18 protein-coding genes are annotated in these 20,243 nt (G+C 44.1%); 15 read left to right on the top strand and 3 right to left on the bottom strand.

Annotation, left to right across the window (positions count from 1 at the left end):
• Positions 1-24 precede the first annotated feature (24 nt).
• The 10 genes from msbA (at position 25) to pyrF (ending at position 9,249) form a co-directional block, all read left to right on the top strand.
• A complete protein-coding gene (msbA, locus tag AACU28_RS19215) occupies positions 25-1,773 on the top strand; it encodes a lipid A ABC transporter ATP-binding protein/permease MsbA (protein ID WP_004736248.1) in 1,749 nt (582 codons plus the stop codon).
• Positions 1,774-1,787: 14 nt separating this feature from the next.
• Positions 1,788-2,795: a tetraacyldisaccharide 4'-kinase gene (lpxK, locus tag AACU28_RS19210; RefSeq protein ID WP_017083250.1), complete on the top strand. Its 1,008-nt coding sequence runs from the start codon at positions 1,788-1,790 to the stop codon at positions 2,793-2,795.
• A complete protein-coding gene (locus AACU28_RS19205; RefSeq protein WP_004736429.1) occupies positions 2,776-2,955 on the top strand; it encodes a Trm112 family protein in 180 nt (59 codons plus the stop codon). The genes lpxK and AACU28_RS19205 overlap by 20 nt, the downstream gene beginning before the upstream one ends.
• Positions 2,955-3,701, top strand: coding sequence for a 3-deoxy-manno-octulosonate cytidylyltransferase (kdsB, locus tag AACU28_RS19200; RefSeq protein WP_102488189.1), 747 nt, complete (start codon positions 2,955-2,957; stop codon positions 3,699-3,701). Before AACU28_RS19205 ends, kdsB begins: the two co-directional genes overlap by 1 nt.
• Before the next feature lie 276 nt (positions 3,702-3,977).
• Positions 3,978-4,658, top strand: coding sequence for a (d)CMP kinase (cmk, locus tag AACU28_RS19195; protein ID WP_017060237.1), 681 nt, complete (start codon positions 3,978-3,980; stop codon positions 4,656-4,658).
• 106 nt (positions 4,659-4,764) lie between these two features.
• A complete protein-coding gene (gene rpsA / locus AACU28_RS19190; RefSeq protein ID WP_017057038.1) occupies positions 4,765-6,435 on the top strand; it encodes a 30S ribosomal protein S1 in 1,671 nt (556 codons plus the stop codon).
• 121 nt (positions 6,436-6,556) lie between these two features.
• Positions 6,557-6,841 (top strand): integration host factor subunit beta, encoded by a 285-nt coding sequence (gene ihfB / locus AACU28_RS19185; protein WP_010439923.1) that lies wholly within the window; start codon positions 6,557-6,559, stop codon positions 6,839-6,841.
• 129 nt (positions 6,842-6,970) lie between these two features.
• On the top strand, positions 6,971-7,243 hold the full coding sequence (locus AACU28_RS19180) for a LapA family protein (protein WP_004734544.1): 273 nt from the start codon (positions 6,971-6,973) through the stop codon (positions 7,241-7,243).
• Positions 7,244-7,255: 12 nt separating this feature from the next.
• Positions 7,256-8,431, top strand: coding sequence for a lipopolysaccharide assembly protein LapB (gene lapB / locus AACU28_RS19175; RefSeq protein WP_004734543.1), 1,176 nt, complete (start codon positions 7,256-7,258; stop codon positions 8,429-8,431).
• Positions 8,432-8,553: 122 nt separating this feature from the next.
• Positions 8,554-9,249 (top strand): orotidine-5'-phosphate decarboxylase, encoded by a 696-nt coding sequence (gene pyrF / locus AACU28_RS19170; protein ID WP_017078954.1) that lies wholly within the window; start codon positions 8,554-8,556, stop codon positions 9,247-9,249.
• A gap of 168 nt (positions 9,250-9,417) precedes the next feature.
• Here the strand turns inward: pyrF and miaE are convergent, their stop codons facing one another.
• Both miaE and AACU28_RS19160 read right to left on the bottom strand, forming a co-directional pair.
• A complete protein-coding gene (gene miaE / locus AACU28_RS19165) occupies positions 9,418-10,212 on the bottom strand; it encodes a tRNA isopentenyl-2-thiomethyl-A-37 hydroxylase MiaE (RefSeq protein ID WP_017080436.1) in 795 nt (264 codons plus the stop codon).
• A 102-nt stretch (positions 10,213-10,314) separates the two neighbouring features.
• Complete coding sequence (locus AACU28_RS19160) at positions 10,315-11,079, bottom strand: hypothetical protein (protein ID WP_004734562.1); 765 nt, start codon at positions 11,077-11,079, stop codon at positions 10,315-10,317.
• A 322-nt stretch (positions 11,080-11,401) separates the two neighbouring features.
• On the opposite strand from AACU28_RS19160, the gene cysB reads away from it, so the two are divergent.
• On the top strand, positions 11,402-12,376 hold the full coding sequence (gene cysB, locus AACU28_RS19155; RefSeq protein ID WP_004734561.1) for an HTH-type transcriptional regulator CysB: 975 nt from the start codon (positions 11,402-11,404) through the stop codon (positions 12,374-12,376).
• 342 nt (positions 12,377-12,718) lie between these two features.
• Positions 12,719-13,927, top strand: coding sequence for a methyltransferase (locus AACU28_RS19150; protein WP_121603438.1), 1,209 nt, complete (start codon positions 12,719-12,721; stop codon positions 13,925-13,927).
• A 206-nt stretch (positions 13,928-14,133) separates the two neighbouring features.
• Here AACU28_RS19150 and ald read toward each other — a convergent pair whose 3' ends face one another.
• Positions 14,134-15,258 carry an alanine dehydrogenase gene (ald, locus tag AACU28_RS19145; RefSeq protein ID WP_004734559.1) on the bottom strand — a complete coding sequence of 375 codons (1,125 nt, stop codon included), beginning with the start codon at positions 15,256-15,258 and terminating at the stop codon, positions 14,134-14,136.
• 156 nt (positions 15,259-15,414) lie between these two features.
• Here ald and lrp point away from each other — a divergent pair, with 156 nt between their 5' ends.
• The 3 genes from lrp to lolA all read left to right on the top strand — a co-directional run bounded on the left by lrp (position 15,415) and on the right by lolA (position 20,192).
• On the top strand, positions 15,415-15,909 hold the full coding sequence (lrp, locus tag AACU28_RS19140; protein WP_004734558.1) for a leucine-responsive transcriptional regulator Lrp: 495 nt from the start codon (positions 15,415-15,417) through the stop codon (positions 15,907-15,909).
• Between the two features lie 162 nt (positions 15,910-16,071).
• Positions 16,072-19,254: a DNA translocase FtsK 4TM domain-containing protein gene (locus AACU28_RS19135; RefSeq protein WP_121603437.1), complete on the top strand. Its 3,183-nt coding sequence runs from the start codon at positions 16,072-16,074 to the stop codon at positions 19,252-19,254.
• A 341-nt stretch (positions 19,255-19,595) separates the two neighbouring features.
• Positions 19,596-20,192: an outer membrane lipoprotein chaperone LolA gene (gene lolA, locus AACU28_RS19130; protein ID WP_029224497.1), complete on the top strand. Its 597-nt coding sequence runs from the start codon at positions 19,596-19,598 to the stop codon at positions 20,190-20,192.
• Positions 20,193-20,243 lie beyond the last annotated feature (51 nt).

The raw sequence follows: 20,243 nt of genomic DNA, 5'->3' as shown, positions 1-20,243 counted from the left end.
ATTGTGAGAAAATTAAGCGATTCTATGTCAACACAAACAGATGAAACTACCTGGGTCACATTTAAAAGACTTTGGACTTATATTCGACTGTATAAGGCCGGCCTTGGTGTTGCGGTTATTGCGCTTATTATAAATGCCGTCTCTGATACCTATATGATTTCTCTACTGAAGCCTCTGCTTGATGAAGGTTTTGGTAACGCTGAGTCTGACTTCCTACGTACACTTCCAATTATTATATTTGTTATGATGTTTGTTCGTGGCGTCAGTGGTTTTGTTTCAACCTATTGCCTCAGTTGGGTTTCTGGCAATGTGGTCATGGAAATTCGTCGTAAGATCTTTAGCCACTTTATGCACATGCCTGTTTCTTTCTTTGATAAAGAGCAGACGGGCGCACTGCTATCTCGAATTACTTACGATTCAGAACAAGTATCTGCTGCGACCAGTAAAGCTTTGGTGAGTATTGTGCGTGAAGGTGCCAGCATCATTGGCTTGCTGACGCTGATGTTCTGGAATAGCTGGCAGTTGTCTTTAGTTCTATTTGCTGTCGCTCCTTTTGTTGCTTGGGCAATTAGTATTGTATCAAAGCGATTCAGAAAAATTTCTAAGAACATGCAAACCAGCATGGGACATGTTGCTTCTTCAGCAGAACAAATGCTGAAAGGTCATAAAGTGGTTCTAACTTACGGTGGTCAAGAGCTAGAAAGAGGCCGTTTTGATACCGTTAGCAACCAGATGCGCCAACAAAGCATGAAGCTGGTAACGGCTCAAGCTGCCGCTAACCCAATTATTCAGATGATTGCCTCAATTGCGATTGTTGTTGTTCTTTATCTAGCGAGTGTTGATTCAATTAAAGCTGAGCTAACAGCAGGTACGTTTACAGTTGTTTTCTCCGCGATGTTTGGCTTACTGCGCCCCCTTAAAGCTTTAACCAATGTGACGTCTGAATTCCAACGCGGTATGGCAGCGAGTACGACCCTATTTGGTTTGATGGATCTAGATACGGAACAAAATAAAGGTACGTTGAAGCCTGAAACCGTAGCGGGTGAAGTCGAAGTAAAAGATGTGACATTTACTTACCAAGGTGCTGAGAAACCAGCGCTTGATAAGGTCAGTTTTAATATACCGAAAGGTAAGACCGTTGCACTTGTCGGCCGATCAGGTTCGGGCAAGAGTACCATTGCGAACCTGTTTACTCGTTTTTATGATGTAGACTCAGGCTCTATCGAACTTGATGGCCACGACATTCGTGATTACGAATTGAGAAACCTACGTGAGCACTTTGCGCTTGTTTCTCAAAATGTACACTTGTTTAACGATACGGTAGCCAACAACATTGCTTACGCAGCAGAAGCTAAATATTCTCGCGAACAAATCGAACACGCGGCTAAGCTTGCTCATGCTACTGAATTTATCGAAGGCATGGAAAACGGCATTGATACGATTGTTGGTGAGAATGGGGCAAGCCTATCTGGCGGCCAAAGACAACGTATTGCTATTGCAAGAGCGTTGTTAAGAGAGGCTCCAGTATTGATTCTTGATGAAGCTACATCGGCTTTGGATACTGAATCAGAGAGAGCGATCCAATCTGCGTTAGAAGAGCTGCAAAAGGACAAGACAGTATTGGTTATCGCTCACAGACTCTCTACTATCGAACAAGCCGATGAGATCTTAGTGGTTGATGATGGTCGTATTGTAGAAAGAGGTGCACACGCGGAGCTAATCGCGCATGATGGCGCTTATGCACAACTCCACCGAATTCAGTTCAGCGGATAAGATTAGGCCTTGTTGTGATCGAAAAGATTTGGTTTAACAATCATCCGTTAAAATACCTTCTTTGGCCGCTACTGTGGCCATTGAGTCTGCTTTTCAAAATGATCAGCGGTCAAAGACGTGACGCCTATCTATCCGGTAAAAAAGAGACCTACCGTCCGCCCTTACCAGTAATTGTTGTTGGTAATATTACCGCTGGTGGCAATGGTAAAACTCCGGTTGTGATTTGGTTAGTTGAGGTGCTTCAAGCTAACGGCTTTAAGCCTGGGGTGGTTTCTCGAGGTTATGGGGCAAAAGCGCCAAGCTACCCGTTAGTATTGGATGAAAACACGCCTGCTGAACACTCTGGCGATGAACCTCGTTTAATTCGAAAGCGAACCGGTGCGCCTGTCGCTGTCGATCCTGTGCGTGCAAACGCGGTAAAGGCTTTGTTGAACGAAGGGGTTGATGTCATCATCACGGATGATGGCCTTCAGCATTATGCACTTGAACGTGATATTGAATTTGCGGTTATCGACGGTGCTAGACGTTTTGGTAGCGAATGCCTAATTCCTTTAGGCCCGTTAAGAGAGCCTATATCTCGTTTAGATGACGTAGACTTTTTGGTTAACAATGGCGGTAAAGTGCAAGGACGAGAGTTCTCTATGTCTTTGCTACCAAGCCAAGCCGTTAACCTAAAGACTGGTCAGAAAATATCGGTAGCAGAACTACAGAAGTTGGTGGCTTTTGCTGGTATTGGTCACCCACCACGCTTTTTTAAAACATTGGAAGATCTTGATGGTGATGTGGTTTTCACACAGGGCTTCGCCGACCATCAAGATTTTGATAAAGATGAACTTCATGCCTTAGCTAAGAAAGGTATGAATCTGATTATGACAGAAAAAGACGCTGTAAAATGCGAAGAATATGCTCAAGATAACTGGTGGTATCTTCCAGTTTCTGCGCAGTTTGATGAAGATTCGCAACAGCAAATTTTAAAAAGAATAAAAGAGGTTATGGAATACTATGGATCACCGTCTACTTGAGATCGTTGCTTGCCCTGTATGTAAAGGTAAACTAACTTTTGACAAGGATAAGCAAGAGCTTGTTTGTAAAATTGATCGCCTTGCTTACCCAATTAAAGAGGGTATTCCTGTTCTTTTAGAACCTGAAGCTCGCACCGTTTCAATGGATGAGGGTAAGTAATGTCTTATACGGTTGTTATACCTGCGAGATACCAATCGAGCCGTTTACCTGGGAAGCCGCTTGCTGACATTGGTGGAAAGCCGATGATTCAATGGGTATACGAACAGTCAATGAAAGCGGGTGCCGATAACGTTATTATCGCTACCGACGACGCTCGAGTTGAAAAAGCGGCTAAAGCATTTGGCGCGACCGTTTGTATGACATCTCCGAATCATGAATCGGGCACTGAACGCCTAGCTGAAGTGATTGAAGTTATGAAGATTCCTGATGATCATATTATCGTGAATGTTCAAGGTGATGAGCCACTTATCCCACCAGCGATCATTAATCAGGTTGCTAACAATCTTGCGAACAGTACAGCTCCGATGGCAACACTCGGTGTGGAAATCACTCATGCTGATGAAGTGTTTAACCCTAATGCCGTTAAAGTTGTAACCGATAAAGACGGTTACGCCTTGTATTTCAGTCGAGCAACCATTCCTTGGGATCGCGATGCTTACGCGAACAACGGTACTGCAGCGGAATTGCCACTGCTTCGTCACATTGGCATCTACGCTTACCGTGCGGGTTTTATCAATACCTATATCAATTGGGAACCAAGTACTCTTGAGCGTATTGAGTGCCTAGAGCAGTTACGTGTACTTTGGTATGGTGAAAAAATCCATGTGGCAGTTGCAGAAGAGGCGCCTGCTGCTGGTGTTGATACGCCTGAAGACCTAGAAGCGGTTCGAGCTATTATTGGCTAAGCTTCTTTGAGCTGTTTACAGAACACCGCTGAGCCTTGCTTGTTGCGAGGCTTTTTTCTATCTATCGAAAAGTGCGCTATCGAAAAGCGCGTGCGTGTCTTATTGACCTAAGCAAACGGATATTGGGCTGGTTGCATTGGTTTATGCATCATCAACTCCGAATTATCTGAGATTTACCTCGCTCGACTTCCAATTTTTCTCTATAATATGCCGCCTATAAAGTAGTGGCGAATCGCTAGTACAGAATAAAACTTACGACAAAACGTGGAGTAAAAGATGCCTTCTCAAAGCCCAGTGATTACGGTTGATGGACCAAGTGGTGCAGGTAAAGGTACCCTGTGTATGTTGCTAGCAGATAAGCTAGGCTTTCATCTTCTAGACTCAGGCGCGATCTATCGCGTATTGGCTTTAGCGGCAATTCACCATGGTGTGGATACTGAATCAGAAGATGCTTTAGTACCGCTTGCGACACACTTAGACGTGCAGTTTATTGCTGAAGGCGACTTAGTTAAGGTTATCCTAGAAGGTGAAGATGTGTCTGGTGAACTTCGCAAAGAAGAAACCGGCATGGCAGCTTCAAAAGTGGCCGCTTTACCTCGCGTTCGTGAAGCTCTGCTTCGTCGTCAACGCGCATTCAGCGCGGCACCTGGTTTGGTAGCTGATGGCCGTGACATGGGAACGGTTGTGTTCCCTGAAGCTGAAGCGAAAATATTTTTAGATGCAAGTGCTGAAGAGCGTGCGAGTCGCCGCCTTAAACAGTTGCAACAGAAGGGGTTAGATGTTAAATTTGACGACCTTTTGAGCGAGATCCAAGAGCGAGACGACCGAGATCGTAATCGCCCAGTGGCGCCACTTCGCCCTGCAGAGGATGCTCTAGTGCTTGATTCCACCTCAATGAATATTGAGCAGGTAGTAGAAAAAGCACTACACTATATTGAATCGAAACTGGCTGGGTAATTTCGCCGAGCTAGTACGAACGTTGGTCGCAAGGATGATGACCGGCGAATTTATCAACCCCATGCGGTAGGATACCCATGGACGTTTAATTATTGAAGATTAAATAATGACTGAATCTTTTGCTCAACTCTTTGAAGAGTTTCTATCTGAAACTGAATTCCAACAAGGCAGCATCGTTAAAGGTACTGTAGTAGCTATCGAGAACGGTTTCGTTCTTGTAGATGCTGGTCTTAAGTCTGAATCTGCTATCCCTGCTGAACAATTCAAGAACGCTGCTGGCGAACTTGAAGTTGAAGTTGGTGCTGAAGTAGACGTAGCTCTAGACGCTGTTGAAGATGGTTTCGGTGAAACTCAACTTTCTCGTGAGAAAGCTAAGCGTCACGAAGCTTGGATCGTACTTGAGAAAGCTTGCGAAGAAGCTGAAACTGTTGTTGGTATCATCAACGGTAAAGTTAAAGGCGGTTTCACTGTTGAACTTAACGGTATCCGTGCTTTCCTTCCAGGTTCTCTAGTAGACGTACGTCCTATCCGTGACACTGCTCACCTAGAAAACAAAGAGCTAGAGTTCAAAGTAATCAAGCTAGACCAGAAGCGTAACAACGTTGTTGTTTCTCGTCGTGCTGTTATCGAATCTGAAAACAGTGTTGAGCGTGACGAACTTCTTGAAACTCTACAAGAAGGTACTGAAGTTAAAGGTATCGTTAAGAACCTTACTGACTACGGTGCATTCGTTGACCTTGGCGGTGTTGACGGTCTTCTACATATCACAGATATGGCTTGGAAGCGCGTTAAGCACCCATCAGAGATCGTTAACGTTGGTGACGAAATCCTAGTTAAAGTTCTTAAGTTCGATCGTGAGCGCACTCGTGTTTCACTAGGTCTTAAGCAACTAGGCGAAGATCCATGGGTAGCAATCGCTAAGCGTTACCCTGAAGGTCACAAGCTTTCTGGTCGTGTTACAAACCTAACTGACTACGGCTGCTTCGTTGAAATCGAAGAAGGCGTTGAAGGTCTAGTACACGTTTCTGAAATGGATTGGACTAACAAGAACATCCACCCTTCTAAAGTTGTTAATGTTGGCGACGAAGTTGAGGTTATGGTTCTTGATATCGACGAAGAACGTCGTCGTATCTCTCTAGGTCTGAAACAGTGTAAAGCTAACCCATGGCAGTCATTTGCAGAAATGCAAGCTAAGGGCGACAAAGTTACTGGTAAGATCAAATCTATCACTGACTTTGGTATCTTCATCGGTCTAGAAGGCGGTATCGACGGTCTTGTACACCTATCTGACATTTCTTGGAACGCTGCCGGCGAAGAAGCTGTACGTGAATACAAGAAAGGCGACGAAATCTCTGCTGTTGTTCTAGCAGTAGATGCAGAGCGTGAGCGTATTTCTCTTGGCGTTAAGCAAATGGAAAACGACCCGTTCAACGCATACGTTGCTGACAACAAGAAAGGTGTTCTTGTAAACGGTACTGTAACTGCAGTTGACGCGAAAGGCGCTACTATCGAGCTAATCGAAGGCGTTGAGGGTTACCTACGCGCTTCTGAAGTTTCTCGTGACCGTATCGAAGATGCATCTCTAATCCTAAGCGTTGGCGACAGCGTTGAAGCGAAGTTCACTGGTGTAGACCGTAAGAACCGCGTAATCAACCTATCTATCAAAGCTAAAGATGAAGCTGATGAGCAAGAAGCAATGGCTTCACTGAACAAGTCTGATGAAGGCGCGTTCGGTAACGCAATGGCAGACGCATTCAAAGCTGCTAAAGGCGAATAATAGCTTCTCGTTAAGAGAATTATAGCTATATAGCCAAGAAAGGAGCCGTAAGGCTCCTTTTTTTTTGCTTATTTTTCCGATAGGTCTATAATTTCTAAAAAGAAAACCAACGAGGGTAACTATGACTAAGTCTGAATTGATTGAAAGACTGTGCGCTGAGCAAACGCACCTTTCTGCAAAAGAAATTGAAGACGCTGTAAAAGACATTTTAGAGCACATGGCTTCAACACTAGAAAGTGGTGATCGAATCGAAATTCGCGGATTTGGCAGTTTTTCTCTGCATTACCGTGAACCTCGTGTTGGACGTAATCCTAAAACTGGTGACAAGGTTGAGTTGGAAGGCAAATACGTTCCTCACTTTAAACCAGGTAAAGAGCTACGCGAACGAGTAAACTCAGGACTGTAGACTACTTATCGGAATTAAGAAAAGCGGCATACTATAATGTATGCCGCTTTTTTATGACCATAATATGGTGGTCTGATTAGTAATTTTCCTGCATAATCGTACAGCTAACTAACCAATGAGTGATGAACTATGAAAATTATAAAAATAGTCGCCGTTATCGCACTTTTCCTAATTGCACTGGCTTTAGGCTCTCAAAACCAAACAAGTGTGAATTTCAACTATCTGCTAGCGCAAGGTGACTTCCACCTATCAAGCTTATTAGGTGTTGTCTTCGTTTCAGGTTTTGGTCTTGCTTGGTTAGTCTTCGGCAATATGCACATGCGATCTCAACTGAGAATTCATCGTTTGAAGAAACAACTCAATAAGCAATCAAAGCAGGTAGCTGCTGATACCAAAGCTTAAAGGTCTTATTTGATGTTAGAGTTACTGTTCTTGCTCTTACCTATTGCCGCCGCTTACGGTTGGTATATGGGTAATCGTAATGCTCAGCAAGAAAAACAGAAACAATCACACCAGATTTCCCGTCAATACGTGACGGGTTTGAACCTATTACTGTCAGATCAGTCTGACAAAGCGGTTGATCACTTCATTGAACTCCTTCAAGTAGACAATGAAACCATCGATACTCACTTAGCTTTGGGCAACTTGTTCCGCTCAAGAGGTGAAGTAGACCGTGCTATTCGTATTCACCAAAATCTTATCTCTCGTTCGGGGCTTACTCTCGATCAGAAAAACCTCGCACTACAACAATTAGCTAAAGATTATATGGTCTCTGGCTTTCTTGATCGCGCCGAAAAAATCTTTGAACAGCTTGTAGAAGAACCCGATCACAAAGAGGGTGCTCTACAACAGTTGGTTGCTATTTATCAGCAAACTCGAGAGTGGAACAAGGCTATTCATTACGGAAATATCCTAGTTAAGCTCGGTAAGAAGAAAATGAAGATGCGTGCGACAGTTGCACATTTCTGGTGTGAACTTGCGATGCAAGAGCAAGCCGATGGTAATCGTTCTAAAGCGCTTCAGCATTTCAAAAAGGCACTTTCTGAAGACCCTAAATGTGTCCGTGCTAGCATTGCTCTAGGCAAGTTCCACTTAGCGAACGAAGACTACCAAAAGACAATCGATTGTTTGGAATCGGTACTCGAGCAAGATATCGACTTTATTAGTGAGGTGTTGCCAACCCTTGCTGAGTGTTACCACAAGCTTGGGCAAGAGGCTCAATTGGTCGAGTTCCTTAAAGCTTGTATTCAGAATAAAGCTGGTGTGTCCGCTGAACTGATGCTCGCTCAATTGGTTGCTCATCATGAAGATGTTGGTTCTGCTCAAGAGCTACTAACAAAGCAGCTTGTCAAAAATCCAACCATGAAGGGTTTTTATCGATTAATCGATTATCACCTAGCGGAAGCAGAAGAAGGTCGTGCGAAAGACAGCTTAACCACACTTCAATCTATGGTTGGTGAACAACTTAAGGTTAAGCCTCATTATCGTTGTCGTCAGTGTGGTTTCTCAACACACTCAATGTATTGGCACTGCCCTTCATGTAAGGGGTGGGGAACGATCAAGCCTATTCGTGGGCTTGATGGTGAATAGATTCGTGGTCATTTTAAGACCAAATTATTAATTGCAGCTTTCGGGCTGCATTTTTATGACTGTTATTTATGGCCTGATTGGTATAAATATTTTGTAGAAAGTTAACTGCGTTAGGAGATGAAATGAACGACCAAAAAATCATTGTAGCATTGGATTATGATAACCAAGCGGATGCGTTAGCCTTTGTTGATCGTATTGACCCAGCATCTTGCCGTCTAAAAGTGGGCAAAGAGATGTTTACCTTGTTTGGTCCTGAATTTGTTCGTGAATTGCATAAACGTGGTTTCTCAGTATTTTTGGATCTCAAATTCCACGACATCCCGAACACATGTTCAAAAGCTGTGCGAGCTGCCGCGGAACTAGGCGTTTGGATGGTGAACGTACATGCTAGTGGCGGTGAGCGCATGATGACGGCGTCTCGCGAAATTTTGGAACCGTATGGTAAAGATCGTCCGTTGCTAATTGGCGTGACAGTGCTGACTAGTATGGAGCAATCTGACTTGGCGGGTATTGGTTTGGATCTTGAGCCACAGCAGCAGGTGATGCGCTTGGCATCTCTGACTAAAAACTCAGGCTTAGACGGCGTTGTATGTTCGGCACAAGAGGCTTCTTTACTGAAAGGTGCACTTGGCCAAGAATTCAAGCTAGTAACTCCTGGTATTCGTCCTGTAGGTGCTGATGTTGGTGATCAGAAGAGAATCATGACGCCTTCTAAAGCGATTGAGTCAGGTTCTGACTACCTTGTTATCGGTCGCCCTATCACTCAAGCGATAGACCCTGCCGCTGTACTTGCAGAGATCAACGGTACGCTAGCTTAAGTTTGCATCAGAAAGCTATTCGAATAAGAAGGCCAGCAAATTGCTGGCCTTCTTATTTGTGTACGAGGCCTTCTTATTTGTGTACGAGGCCTTCTTATTTGTGTACGAGGCCTTTTCATTTATGTACGAGGCATTGAATTGGTCTGGATTTGAGTTATCTTGCCTAGTCTAAACCGGAGCGCCGCTATGGAACTTAAAATCGCTGTCTTCTGAAGTGATAAGATCCGCTTCTACTTGCGCGAAATGAGCAATACGCTCTGAGATATCTTTCCCTGCGATCTGCTCTGCTAACTCAAGGTAATCTTGGTAATGTCGAGCCTCTGAGCGAAGCAGAGACACGTAAAACTTCTCCATATCTTCTTCCAAGAATGGAGCTAATTTAGCGAAACGCTCACAAGAGCGAGCTTCGATAAACGCACCGATGATGAGCTTATCAACTAGAGCATCGGGTTCGTAAGTTTTGACTTGCTTGATTAAACCCTTAGCGTAGCGACCCGCTTCAATCGGTTGGTAAGTGACGCCTTTCTTTACCATCAATTCCATGACTTGGTAGAAATGATGCAGCTCTTCTTTGATCAGCAATACCATTTTATCGATCAGGTCAGCGCCGTAATTGCAGCCTTCTTTCGCTGTAATTTGCTTTGATACGTTGCTTTTACCACGCAGAGACTCTAAGTCTCCGATACGACGGTAAGCAAATTGCTCGTAGGGCAAAATCCATTCATTCAGTTGCTTTGCGCTTTCTTTATCAACTGCGTACTTGCGGATAAGGAACAAAGCACTCTGTGCCGCCTTAAGCTCACAAAGCATGTGATCGCGTAGAATGATGTGAAGGTTTTCAGGCTTTTTGGCTTCATCGATCCATGAATCTGGCGTTTCAGCTTTAAGAAAAGAGTGGATTGGAGCTAATAATTCTTGATACATGGTCAGGGCAAGTTTGTTGATAATGCGGGATTTTATCACAGCTCAAGAGATCTCCCTATACAGAGAAAGGAAATTCAACAGCTACAAAAAAGGCCGCTAATTTAATGTAAATAAGCGGCCTTTATGTATTGCGTTAGACAGTTACCATTTCTTCTTCTGACCGAAGAGGGCGTCCATGTCTTCGTCACGCTCTTTAGATTCGATCTGTTGTAAATCTTGCGCGTTTTTATCTTGGCGCTTCTGATCAAGATCGTTAAGCATCTGCTGAAGCTTTTCTTTCGCTTGAGTAGAGTATGAATCGTTCTTAGTTGCTAATGCGTCGATACCTTTACGCAGTAACTGAATTGCTGTGCCTGGCTGTCCGCGAGAAATCGAGTCGTTTGCACGCTTGATAACATTTTCGATGTTGATGCGAATTTGAATCGTCTCTAAACGAGCGTTTTCAACCACATAAGCTTGAGTCTCGAAGCGGCCTTTATTGTGCTCGTTACGGACCGTATCACGTAGGCGCTTAACTAACTTCAGCATCATGATCGCTTGTTTGTCACTGCTTGGAACACGGAAGGTAGTACTTTCACCACCTTGGTAGTTCTCTTTAAGCTGAGTGATTTGTTGTTTTACGCTTTCAATGCGTTGGGCAAGCTGCTTGTTTTTGGGATCGAGCTGATACATGTTTTCTAACGCATCAAGAATTCGATTGTTTAAGCATATAAGAAGATCTTGGCTAAACGGCATGTGATGAGCATTGCCAATCAACTCTTCTGTTCCGTCAATAATGGTTAGATAACGAGAAGCTTCCTGTTTCTTCGCTGTTTCTACCTTAACTTTGTATTGAAGCATGATGTTGTAGCCTAAAACCAACACCAAAAGAACGGCGACTAAGGCGATTATTAAACCAATATTCATATATTTGTGTCTGCTTGTTGTTTTCTATAGCTAACTTGAGAGGATACACGATTCCATTGTGTATCGGCACTCGTAAATTGCAATTTCTGATTATCTCTTGTTGAGCACAATCGGCAATCAAAACTTACCAACTAATGTATGAGAATGAGGTGTGGGTTGCAAAGCGTTAGTGATGTTTTTGTTTGTTAAGCTAGAAAAACTCATTATTTCTGTCATTTTGGTTCTCGAAGCGTTATAACTATTAATTATATTACACGAGACTATAAAGCTCTATTTGCAAATAAGTTAGCGCAGAAATGAGTAAAGGATTACGAGGTTAGATATGAAGTTACAGCAACTGAAGTACATTGTTGAGGTTCTAAACCATAACCTAAATGTTTCAGCGACAGCAGAGAGTTTGTATACATCTCAGCCCGGCATTAGTAAGCAAGTTAGGTTACTTGAAGACGAGCTAGGCATTCAGATTTTTGAACGTAGCGGTAAGCATTTAACTCAGGTTACACAAGCCGGTGAGGATATCATTCGTATCTCTCAAGAGATTTTGGCACGTGTAGAGAGTATTAAAGCAGTAGCGGGTGAGCACACTCATCCTGAGATGGGCACATTGAATATTTCAACCACTCATACTCAAGCTCGTTATGCGCTCCCTGATGTGATTAAAGGTTTCACGGCACGTTATCCAAAAGTGTCGCTTCACATGCACCAAGGTACACCAAGCCAGATGTCAGAAGCGGTTGCTAAAGGGACTGCGAACTTTGCGATTGCAACGGAAGCGCTGCACCTTTATCAAGATGCAATTATGCTGCCTTGTTATCACTGGAACCGTTCAATCGTCGTAACTAAAGATCATCCACTTGCGCAAAAACGAACTATCTCGATTGAAGATCTTGCTGCTTATTCTCTCGTGACTTATGTATTTGGTTTTACTGGCCGTTCTGAGCTTGATACTGCATTCAACAAAGTAGGATTAACACCGCGAGTTGTGTTTACCGCGACGGATGCGGACGTAATTAAAACTTATGTTCGTATGGGGATCGGAGTTGGTGTAATCGCGAGTATGGCGATTGACCACGAGCAAGATACAGATTTGGTTGCTATTGATGCGAGCCACCTATTTGGTGCTAGCACCACAAGTATTGGCTTTAGAAAAGGCACTTTCCTGCGTTCTTACATGTTTGATTTTATGGAGCGTTTTGCACCACACTTAACTCGTCCTGTGGTTGAACAAGCTATTTCTTTGAAATCGAACGAAGAAATCGAAGAGATGTTTAAAGACATCGACCTGCCTGTTCGCTAAGGGGCTCAGTCTTTAACTCGATTCCTATTCGGCCTGTTTACAGGCCGTTTTCATTTGAACTCGGTTTTGGTTTCTACCAATCGTAGTAAATAACGGGTCACCCTAGCTTGTTAAAATGCTCGATAACGTTGTTAGAACTTTTGATTGCAGAATAAGTACTTATCGAAACGACTTGCCGAACAGAGCTGCCTTGTTCTCAAGCCTTTTACTGCGCTACTTCTGTTCACTGACTTTCCGTGATTGGTATGATTTACTGATAGCCTGCCCCTATAGCCTCGATTTGTATCCTTCCTTTCCATTTTGGCCTCTTACCCCTACAATCCTCGCATCATAGGGGGAAGCATGCATTCACGATTTACAATACTCGACTCATTCTTGTTAGAGCACCAAGTCTATTGGCGTTCGGAACCTTTTCATCTATGCCAAACTCACCATCAACCATGGAAAGATGTGAATCGTCCACTTGTCGATTGGCTAGAAGGTTTGAGTATTGAGCGCATTCAAACGTTAAAAGAGCAGCCTCAGCTTTTGGTCGAGGAACTGACTCGCTTCCTCCCTCGATTAGATGCTGCTAACCAAAATATCCAGTTTGATAACACGGCTTTGGTTGGACTAGACCTCCCACGTGGTACTGCTGATGGTATTCCCGGCAGAAAGCTGCAACAAATCGTGGCGATGGGAGAGGCTGCACTTGAACACCATCATGGTAAAGAGTGGCTGGAGTGGTGTTCTGGCAAAGGTTTTCTGGGCCGAATTTTATCTCAACAATCAGGTCAAAAGGTCACTAGCTTTGAATGGCAACAATTGTTATGTGAAAGCGGACAAAAGGTAGCAGACGACCAGAAATTAGAAATGCACTTTGTCCAAGGTGACGCGTTTTCAGAGGAAGCAGATGGCGTATTTAACTCTGATCAACACGCTGTTGCGCTCCATGCTTGTGGTGATCTGCATGTTGAACTGGTGAAAAAGTCTGTTTCACATGGGCTATCGGCGGTAACAATTTCACCTTGTTGCTATCACCTTATTCGAGGCGATGTGTATCAAGCTATGTCTACCGTGGCCAAAGGTTCAGCGCTAACGTTGAGCAAAAGCGACTTAAGAATCCCGCTTCAAGAAACCGTCACTGGTGGTGAAAGAGTAAAGAGACATCGCCAACTAGAGATGAGTTATCGTTTGGGCTTGAGCAAACTGCTCAAAGCTGAACGTCATATCGACGAATACATTCCAGTGCCAAGCATTAAAAAGTCAGAGTTATCTAAGGGTTTTGAATCATTCTGCCGCTGGGCATCTGAAGTTAAAAAAGTATCGCTTGGTTCAGACGTCGATTTTGATTTCTACTTAGCCCAAGGCGAGGCGCTTTTTTGGGAAATGGAGAAGTTGAGCTTAGTACAACAAGTCTTTAGACGCCCATTGGAGATATGGTTGGCTTTAGATCGTGCTATCTATCTGCAAGAACAAGGCTATGAAGCTTCGATTGAAGAGTTCTGTGAACGCAGTATTACGCCAAGAAACCTATTGATTCATGGGGTTAAAGTTGAGCGTTATCAGTAAACAGAACTGTTGCGTGTTTTACGATCTAAACTCATAAACGCAAAACAAAGTCATAAATGAAAAATGAAGCTATAAATACAAGACAAAGCTATAAATGCAAAAAAAGCCAGCGCGACATAATGTCGTACTGGCTTTTTGTTTAATGTGTATGAGTTAACTGAACGCTTCAACGAGAAGGTTATTGCGCTCAGTTAGCTATTACAGCATTAGTTAAACATTGCGATTGCTTCAGCTGGGTCTACATATTCTAGGTCAAAGCTCTCTGCAACTTCTTTACAAGTCACTTTACCGTGGATTACGTTTAGACCTTCTAGGAAACCTTCATCAGATAGAAGTGCTTCGCGGTAGCCTTTGTTCGCTAGCTTAACAATGTAAGGAAGTGTTGCATTGTTTAGTGCGTAAGTAGAAGTACGAGCAACGGCACCCGGCATGTTAGCAACACAGTAGTGAACTACGTCATCAACGATGTAAGTTGGATCGGCGTGAGTCGTTGCATGTGAAGTTTCAAAACAACCACCTTGGTCGATTGCAACATCAACAACCGCTGAACCTGGCTTCATCTTAGCGATGTGATCTTTTGTAACAAGTTTAGGAGCGGCTGCACCTGGGATTAGTACTGCACCAATCACTAGGTCTGCTTCTAGAACATGCTTCTCAATAGCGTCTTCAGTAGAATAAACCACTTTTGCGCGACCTTGGAATTCTTCATCAAGACGACGAAGCGTATCTACGTTGCGATCAAGAATGGTTACGTCTGCGCGAAGGCCAACAGCCATACGTGCTGCGTTAGCACCCACAACACCGCCGCCAACAACAACAACTTTCGCTGGTTCAACACCAGGAACGCCGCCAAGAAGAAGACCACAACCACCGTTAGATTTTTCTAGTGTTTGTGCACCTGCTTGAATAGACATGCGACCAGCGACTTCAGACATTGGTGCTAATAGTGGCAAGCGACCCATATTATCTGTTACAGTCTCATAGGCTACGCAGACAGCTTTGCTCTTGATTAGCTCTTCCGTTTGTGGAAAATCTGGTGCAAGGTGTAAATAGGTAAATAATATTTGCCCTTCACGAAGCATAGCTCGCTCGACAGCTTGAGGTTCTTTAACCTTTACAATCATCTCTGCTTTCGCGAAAACGTCAGCAGCAGTAGGAAGAATGGATGCGCCTACAGCGATGTAATCATCGTCTGAAAAACCGATACCAGTACCGGCATTGGTTTCAACAAAAACTTGGTGGCTATGTGAGATTAGTTCTCTCACGCTAGCTGGGGTCATACCAACGCGGTATTCGTGGTTCTTGATTTCCTTCGGTACGCCAATGATCATCCTGACTCCTCATTATATTATGGTTGTTTTATCTATGTGTAGGGTAATTCTGTCGAATTAATATCTAGTATAGATAGGTTCAGATAGAATTTGATACCGAATATTAAAAAGTTGTAGTATATTTTTTTGCAAGGAAGTAATAAGGTGGAATAAAAAATGGCAGACAATTATAAGAAGCCGTCCAAGGAACTAGATCGTATTGACCGCAACATTCTTAATGAGTTGCAAAAAGACGGTCGTATCTCAAACGTTGAACTCTCAAAACGAGTAGGACTTTCTCCAACTCCATGTCTTGAGCGTGTTCGTCGTTTAGAACGTCAAGGTTACATTACTGGGTACACAGCGTTGCTGAACCCACAGTATCTTGATGCTTCACTTTTAGTGTTTGTTGAAATTACGTTGAACCGTGGTGCTCCAGATGTGTTCGAACAATTCAACACCGCTGTGCAGAAACTGGATGACATCCAAGAGTGTCATTTAGTGTCGGGTGATTTTGACTATCTTCTAAAAACACGTGTATCGGATATGGGTGCTTACCGTAAGCTACTGGGTGATACGTTACTTCGTCTACCGGGCGTAAACGACACTCGAACTTACGTTGTAATGGAAGAAGTGAAACAAACCAATCAACTTGTGATTAAAACTCGTTAGTCACAATTGGTGAAATGAAAGAAAGCGGACATTTGTTCCGCTTTCTTGCTTTCTGGAATTGGGTTTTTCTGTTTGATATGGTTAAATCAACAGTAGTTTCATTGAAACGGGCGGCTTTGGTCGCTCGAGATGTTTTATTCCGTTTAATTATTAAGTTGGTTTATGTTCAAGCAGAGCAGTAATAAAGTAGAAACAATCATTAAAACGAGTGAAGAGCCTCAGTCTCCTCGTTTGAATGGTTCTCAACGTCTAAAAGAGTGCAGCCTGATTATGGGTGTTCTCTTCTCTATTCTACTTGCCGTTGCGTTATTAACTTTTAGTCCTGCAGACCCATCATGGTCGCAAACGGCGTGGGGTGGTGACATTCAAAATGCGGGTGGCTACCTAGGTGCATGGTTAGCGGATACGCTTTTCTTTGTGTTTGGTTCTCTGGCTTACCCTTTACCAATCTTGGTAACGGTTGCTGCGTGGGTATTATTCCGTAAACGCAATGAAGACGAGCAGATCGATTTCATGCTGTGGGGTACTCGCTTACTTGGCCTTACTGTCCTTATTCTTACTAGTTGCGGTCTAGCCGATATCAACTTTGACGACATTTGGTACTTTTCGTCAGGTGGCGTCGTGGGGGATGTACTAACAAGCCTTGCGCTTCCCACGTTAAATGTTCTCGGTAGTACGCTGGTTCTTCTTTTCTTATGGGGAGCTGGCTTGACGCTATTAACCGGAATTTCTTGGTTAAGTATTGTGGAATGGCTAGGCGAATGTGCCATTAAATTTTTTACATCTGCTGTTAATAAGGCGCGTGGCCAAGATCAAGAGCTACTTGAGCCTGAATTGAAAGAATCGACAGACAGAGATTCTCTAACAGAACGTCATCAAAAGCCGACTTTCCGTGATGTCCCTGCGTTAGAAGACAATCTTATCGAAGGTAAGGCTATAGAAGGGTATAAAGAAGCAGAACAAGATCAGCTCGACCCTGCGATGAGCTTCTCTGCGACCAACGACTCTTCAGACACTGGCGAAAATGCGTTGGACAACAGTGCAACGTCGAAGCGTCATTACAATATTCATATGCCAGTAGAGGCTCCTGCTAAGCCAGAGGTTTCTACTTATGAGGCACCGCAAGTTCAACCTGAAATTCAACCAGAGCAACCTATCTCTGTCGCTCCTGTTTACCACGCGCCAGAAGAACCTTTCGAAGAAGGTATTGAGCGCTCGAAGCAGTTGAATGCGACGATAGAGCAGCTAGAAAATGCCGCTATGTATGAAGATGATCTCGCTGAGCAAGATCAGACGGATGCTCACGAATCTCAGGCTGCGTACCAACAATACATGCAGAACGACCAACCAGAAGTTGTCCCTACTGACATTGGCCTTGAAAGTGCTGAGTCAGCAGTCGATAGCACTTCAGAAGTTGATCGCACTCCAGAAGTTGAGAGTGAATTCGATACGGAAGATGTTCAACCTGAATCGTTATACGCTTCGCCAATGAGTGAACCAGAAGAACCAAGCGAAGACGATTTCTCAGTACAAGCATCACCGTTTGATGTGGCTGAAGAACAAAGTTATGAACAGTCTACAGAGTTCGAGTCTGTATCGACTGAAGAAGATAATGCAGAGCAATCTGAGTCTTTAGTTAACCAACAAAATAATTCAGAATTTGAGCAATCAAACGAACAAACTCAAGAGCCAACGGTTGATCTTCCTTGGGAACAGGTAACAGAAGAAGAGCCTCTTCACCAAGATCAAGATGTTGCAGCCTTCCAAAGCCTTGTCTCTGAGGCACAAGCGAACATGGCGGCGACACAAAACCCGTTCCTGGTACAGCAAGATGTTAACTTACCGAAACCGGCCGAACCATTGCCAACGCTTGAGTTGTTGTTCCACCCTGAAAAACGTGAAACCTTTATTGACCGCGATGCACTAGAGGCGATCGCTCGTCTTGTTGAATCGAAGCTAGCGGACTACAAGATTAAAGCTGATGTGGTTGATATTTTCCCAGGTCCTGTCATCACTCGATTCGAACTCGATCTGGCTCCTGGCGTCAAAGTAAGCCGTATTTCTGGCCTTTCTATGGACTTAGCTCGTTCGCTTTCTGCATTGGCAGTACGTGTCGTCGAGGTAATACCGGGTAAACCTTATGTTGGTTTGGAATTGCCGAACATGAGCCGTCAAACCGTATTCTTCTCCGATGTGGTGGGCAGCCCTCAGTTCCAAGAAGCGAAGTCACCAACGACCGTTGTTCTAGGGCAAGATATTGCTGGTGAAGCAGTTATTGCTGACCTATCGAAGATGCCACATGTTCTGGTTGCAGGTACAACCGGTTCTGGTAAATCTGTGGGTGTGAACGTGATGATCTTGAGTATGCTTTACAAGGCATCACCAGAAGAAGTTCGTTTCATCATGATCGACCCGAAAATGTTGGAATTATCTATCTATGAAGGTATTCCACATCTATTGTCTGAAGTTGTGACTGACATGAAAGATGCGTCTAACGCCCTTCGTTGGTGTGTAGGTGAAATGGAACGTCGTTACAAACTGATGTCGGCTCTAGGTGTTCGTAACATCAAAGGCTACAACGACAAATTGAAGATGGCCGCGGAAGCGGGTCACCCAATTCATGACCCACTGTGGAAGCCGGGCGACAGCATGGACCCTGAAGCACCATTGTTGGAAAAACTGCCTTATATTGTGGTTGTCGTCGATGAATTCGCTGATTTAATCATGGTAGTCGGTAAGAAAGTGGAAGAACTGATTGCACGTTTGGCGCAGAAAGCGCGTGCGGCTGGTGTTCACTTGATCTTAGCCACTCAACGTCCTTCGGTGGATGTTATTACTGGTCTTATTAAAGCAAACATCCCAACTCGTGTTGCCTTTACGGTATCAACCAAAACGGATTCAAGAACTATTCTTGACCAAGGTGGTGCAGAATCATTATTGGGTATGGGTGATATGTTGTACTTACCACCGGGTTCAAGCCACACAACCCGTGTGCACGGTGCGTTTGCATCTGATGATGATGTACACGCGGTAGTGAACAACTGGAAAGCACGCGGTAAGCCAAACTATATTGAAGAGATTACGAACGGCGACCAAACCCCAGAAACACTGTTACCGGGTGAGAAGATGGAAGGCGATGAAGAAGTCGATCCTCTGTTTGATCAAGTGGTAGAACACGTTGTCCATTCACGTCGTGGTTCAGTTTCTGGCGTACAACGTCGATTCAAAATTGGCTACAACCGCGCGGCACGAATTGTTGAGCAGCTTGAAGCTCAAGGCATTGTGAGTGCTCCGGGCCATAACGGTAACCGTGAAGTCTTAGCGCCAGCGCCACCAAAAGATTAGTTCTACTAGGGCGTGTAGATCTTTCGAGCTGATTTTTGCAGCGAGTTGATGGGTATTTATACAAGGCAGAGGCTTTGATGTGTAGCTAGCCTGCATGAGAAGCCGATAACGTAGTAGAAATGACCAGCAAACGCTGCCTGAAGGGTTCGGCTAACAGCGTTTTACTCTTTGTTGAGGGAGATTTGCTTAGAATGACTAGGCTACTTCCCCCTCGCCGCGATTAAAACGCTTTTATCTCGAACAAAATTCAACCACGAAAGGTCAACACGCCCTATGAACTTATACCCATTAAGTCGGTCAAATCGAAAATATGACCGACGTATGTTCTAACAGGATTATTGATGAAAAAAGTATTCGCACTTTTATTTATGAGCTTTTCAGTATTGGCTTCTCCGAAAGAAGAACTGAGTAGCCGCTTGTCATTGAATGCAGGTTTTAGCGCCGACTTTAAACAAGTCGTGACTAGCCCTGATGGTGATGTTGTTATGGAAGGCGAGGGCACGGTTGAGATTGCACGCCCAAGCTTATTCCGTTGGGAAACGACTTTCCCTGATGAAAACGTGTTGGTATCTGATGGTCAAAGCTTGTGGTACTACAGCCCGTTCATTGAGCAGGTTAGTATTTACTGGCAAGAGCAAGCAACATCACAAACACCTTTTGTCTTGCTGACTCGTAATCAAGAAAGCGATTGGGACAACTACAATGTCGCGCAAACGGGTAACCAATTTACGCTAACGCCGACAGCTGTGGATTCTAATCAGGGCGACTTCCAGATTAAGATCACTGAAAATGGCATTGTTCAGGGCTTTAACGTGATTGAACAAGACGGTCAGAAAGGTGAGTTTACCTTTAGCAATGTTGACTTAGGTAAACCTGCAGCAGACCGCTTTACTTTTGTGGCACCGGAAGGTGTCGAGGTCGACGACCAAAGAAATTGATCTAATGAAGCAGATCATTTGGTAGTACGTCGATAGGCACAGATGCCATCA

This window comes from Vibrio sp. SBT000027, assembly GCF_963894355.1.
Taxonomy (GTDB): domain Bacteria; phylum Pseudomonadota; class Gammaproteobacteria; order Enterobacterales; family Vibrionaceae; genus Vibrio; species Vibrio splendidus.
The sequence above is the reverse complement of the archived record's forward strand: the minus strand, read 5'-3'. Positions and strand labels throughout refer to the sequence as shown.

Bases quoted from the DNA above. Each gene is read 5' to 3' on its own strand.
- msbA (WP_004736248.1), top strand. From the start codon at position 25: ATGTCAACACAAACAGATGAAACTACCTGGGTCACATTTAAAAGACTT.
- lrp (WP_004734558.1), top strand. From the start codon at position 15,415: ATGGCAGACAATTATAAGAAGCCGTCCAAGGAACTAGATCGTATTGAC.
- rpsA (WP_017057038.1), top strand. From the start codon at position 4,765: ATGACTGAATCTTTTGCTCAACTCTTTGAAGAGTTTCTATCTGAAACT.
- AACU28_RS19180 (WP_004734544.1), top strand. From the start codon at position 6,971: ATGAAAATTATAAAAATAGTCGCCGTTATCGCACTTTTCCTAATTGCA.
- ihfB (WP_010439923.1), top strand. From the start codon at position 6,557: ATGACTAAGTCTGAATTGATTGAAAGACTGTGCGCTGAGCAAACGCAC.
- AACU28_RS19150 (WP_121603438.1), top strand. From the start codon at position 12,719: ATGCATTCACGATTTACAATACTCGACTCATTCTTGTTAGAGCACCAA.
- pyrF (WP_017078954.1), top strand. From the start codon at position 8,554: ATGAACGACCAAAAAATCATTGTAGCATTGGATTATGATAACCAAGCG.
- kdsB (WP_102488189.1), top strand. From the start codon at position 2,955: ATGTCTTATACGGTTGTTATACCTGCGAGATACCAATCGAGCCGTTTA.
- lapB (WP_004734543.1), top strand. From the start codon at position 7,256: ATGTTAGAGTTACTGTTCTTGCTCTTACCTATTGCCGCCGCTTACGGT.
- AACU28_RS19205 (WP_004736429.1), top strand. From the start codon at position 2,776: ATGGATCACCGTCTACTTGAGATCGTTGCTTGCCCTGTATGTAAAGGT.
- cysB (WP_004734561.1), top strand. From the start codon at position 11,402: ATGAAGTTACAGCAACTGAAGTACATTGTTGAGGTTCTAAACCATAAC.
- AACU28_RS19135 (WP_121603437.1), top strand. From the start codon at position 16,072: ATGTTCAAGCAGAGCAGTAATAAAGTAGAAACAATCATTAAAACGAGT.
- lolA (WP_029224497.1), top strand. From the start codon at position 19,596: ATGAAAAAAGTATTCGCACTTTTATTTATGAGCTTTTCAGTATTGGCT.
- cmk (WP_017060237.1), top strand. From the start codon at position 3,978: ATGCCTTCTCAAAGCCCAGTGATTACGGTTGATGGACCAAGTGGTGCA.
- AACU28_RS19160 (WP_004734562.1), bottom strand. From the start codon at position 11,079: ATGAATATTGGTTTAATAATCGCCTTAGTCGCCGTTCTTTTGGTGTTG.
- ald (WP_004734559.1), bottom strand. From the start codon at position 15,258: ATGATCATTGGCGTACCGAAGGAAATCAAGAACCACGAATACCGCGTT.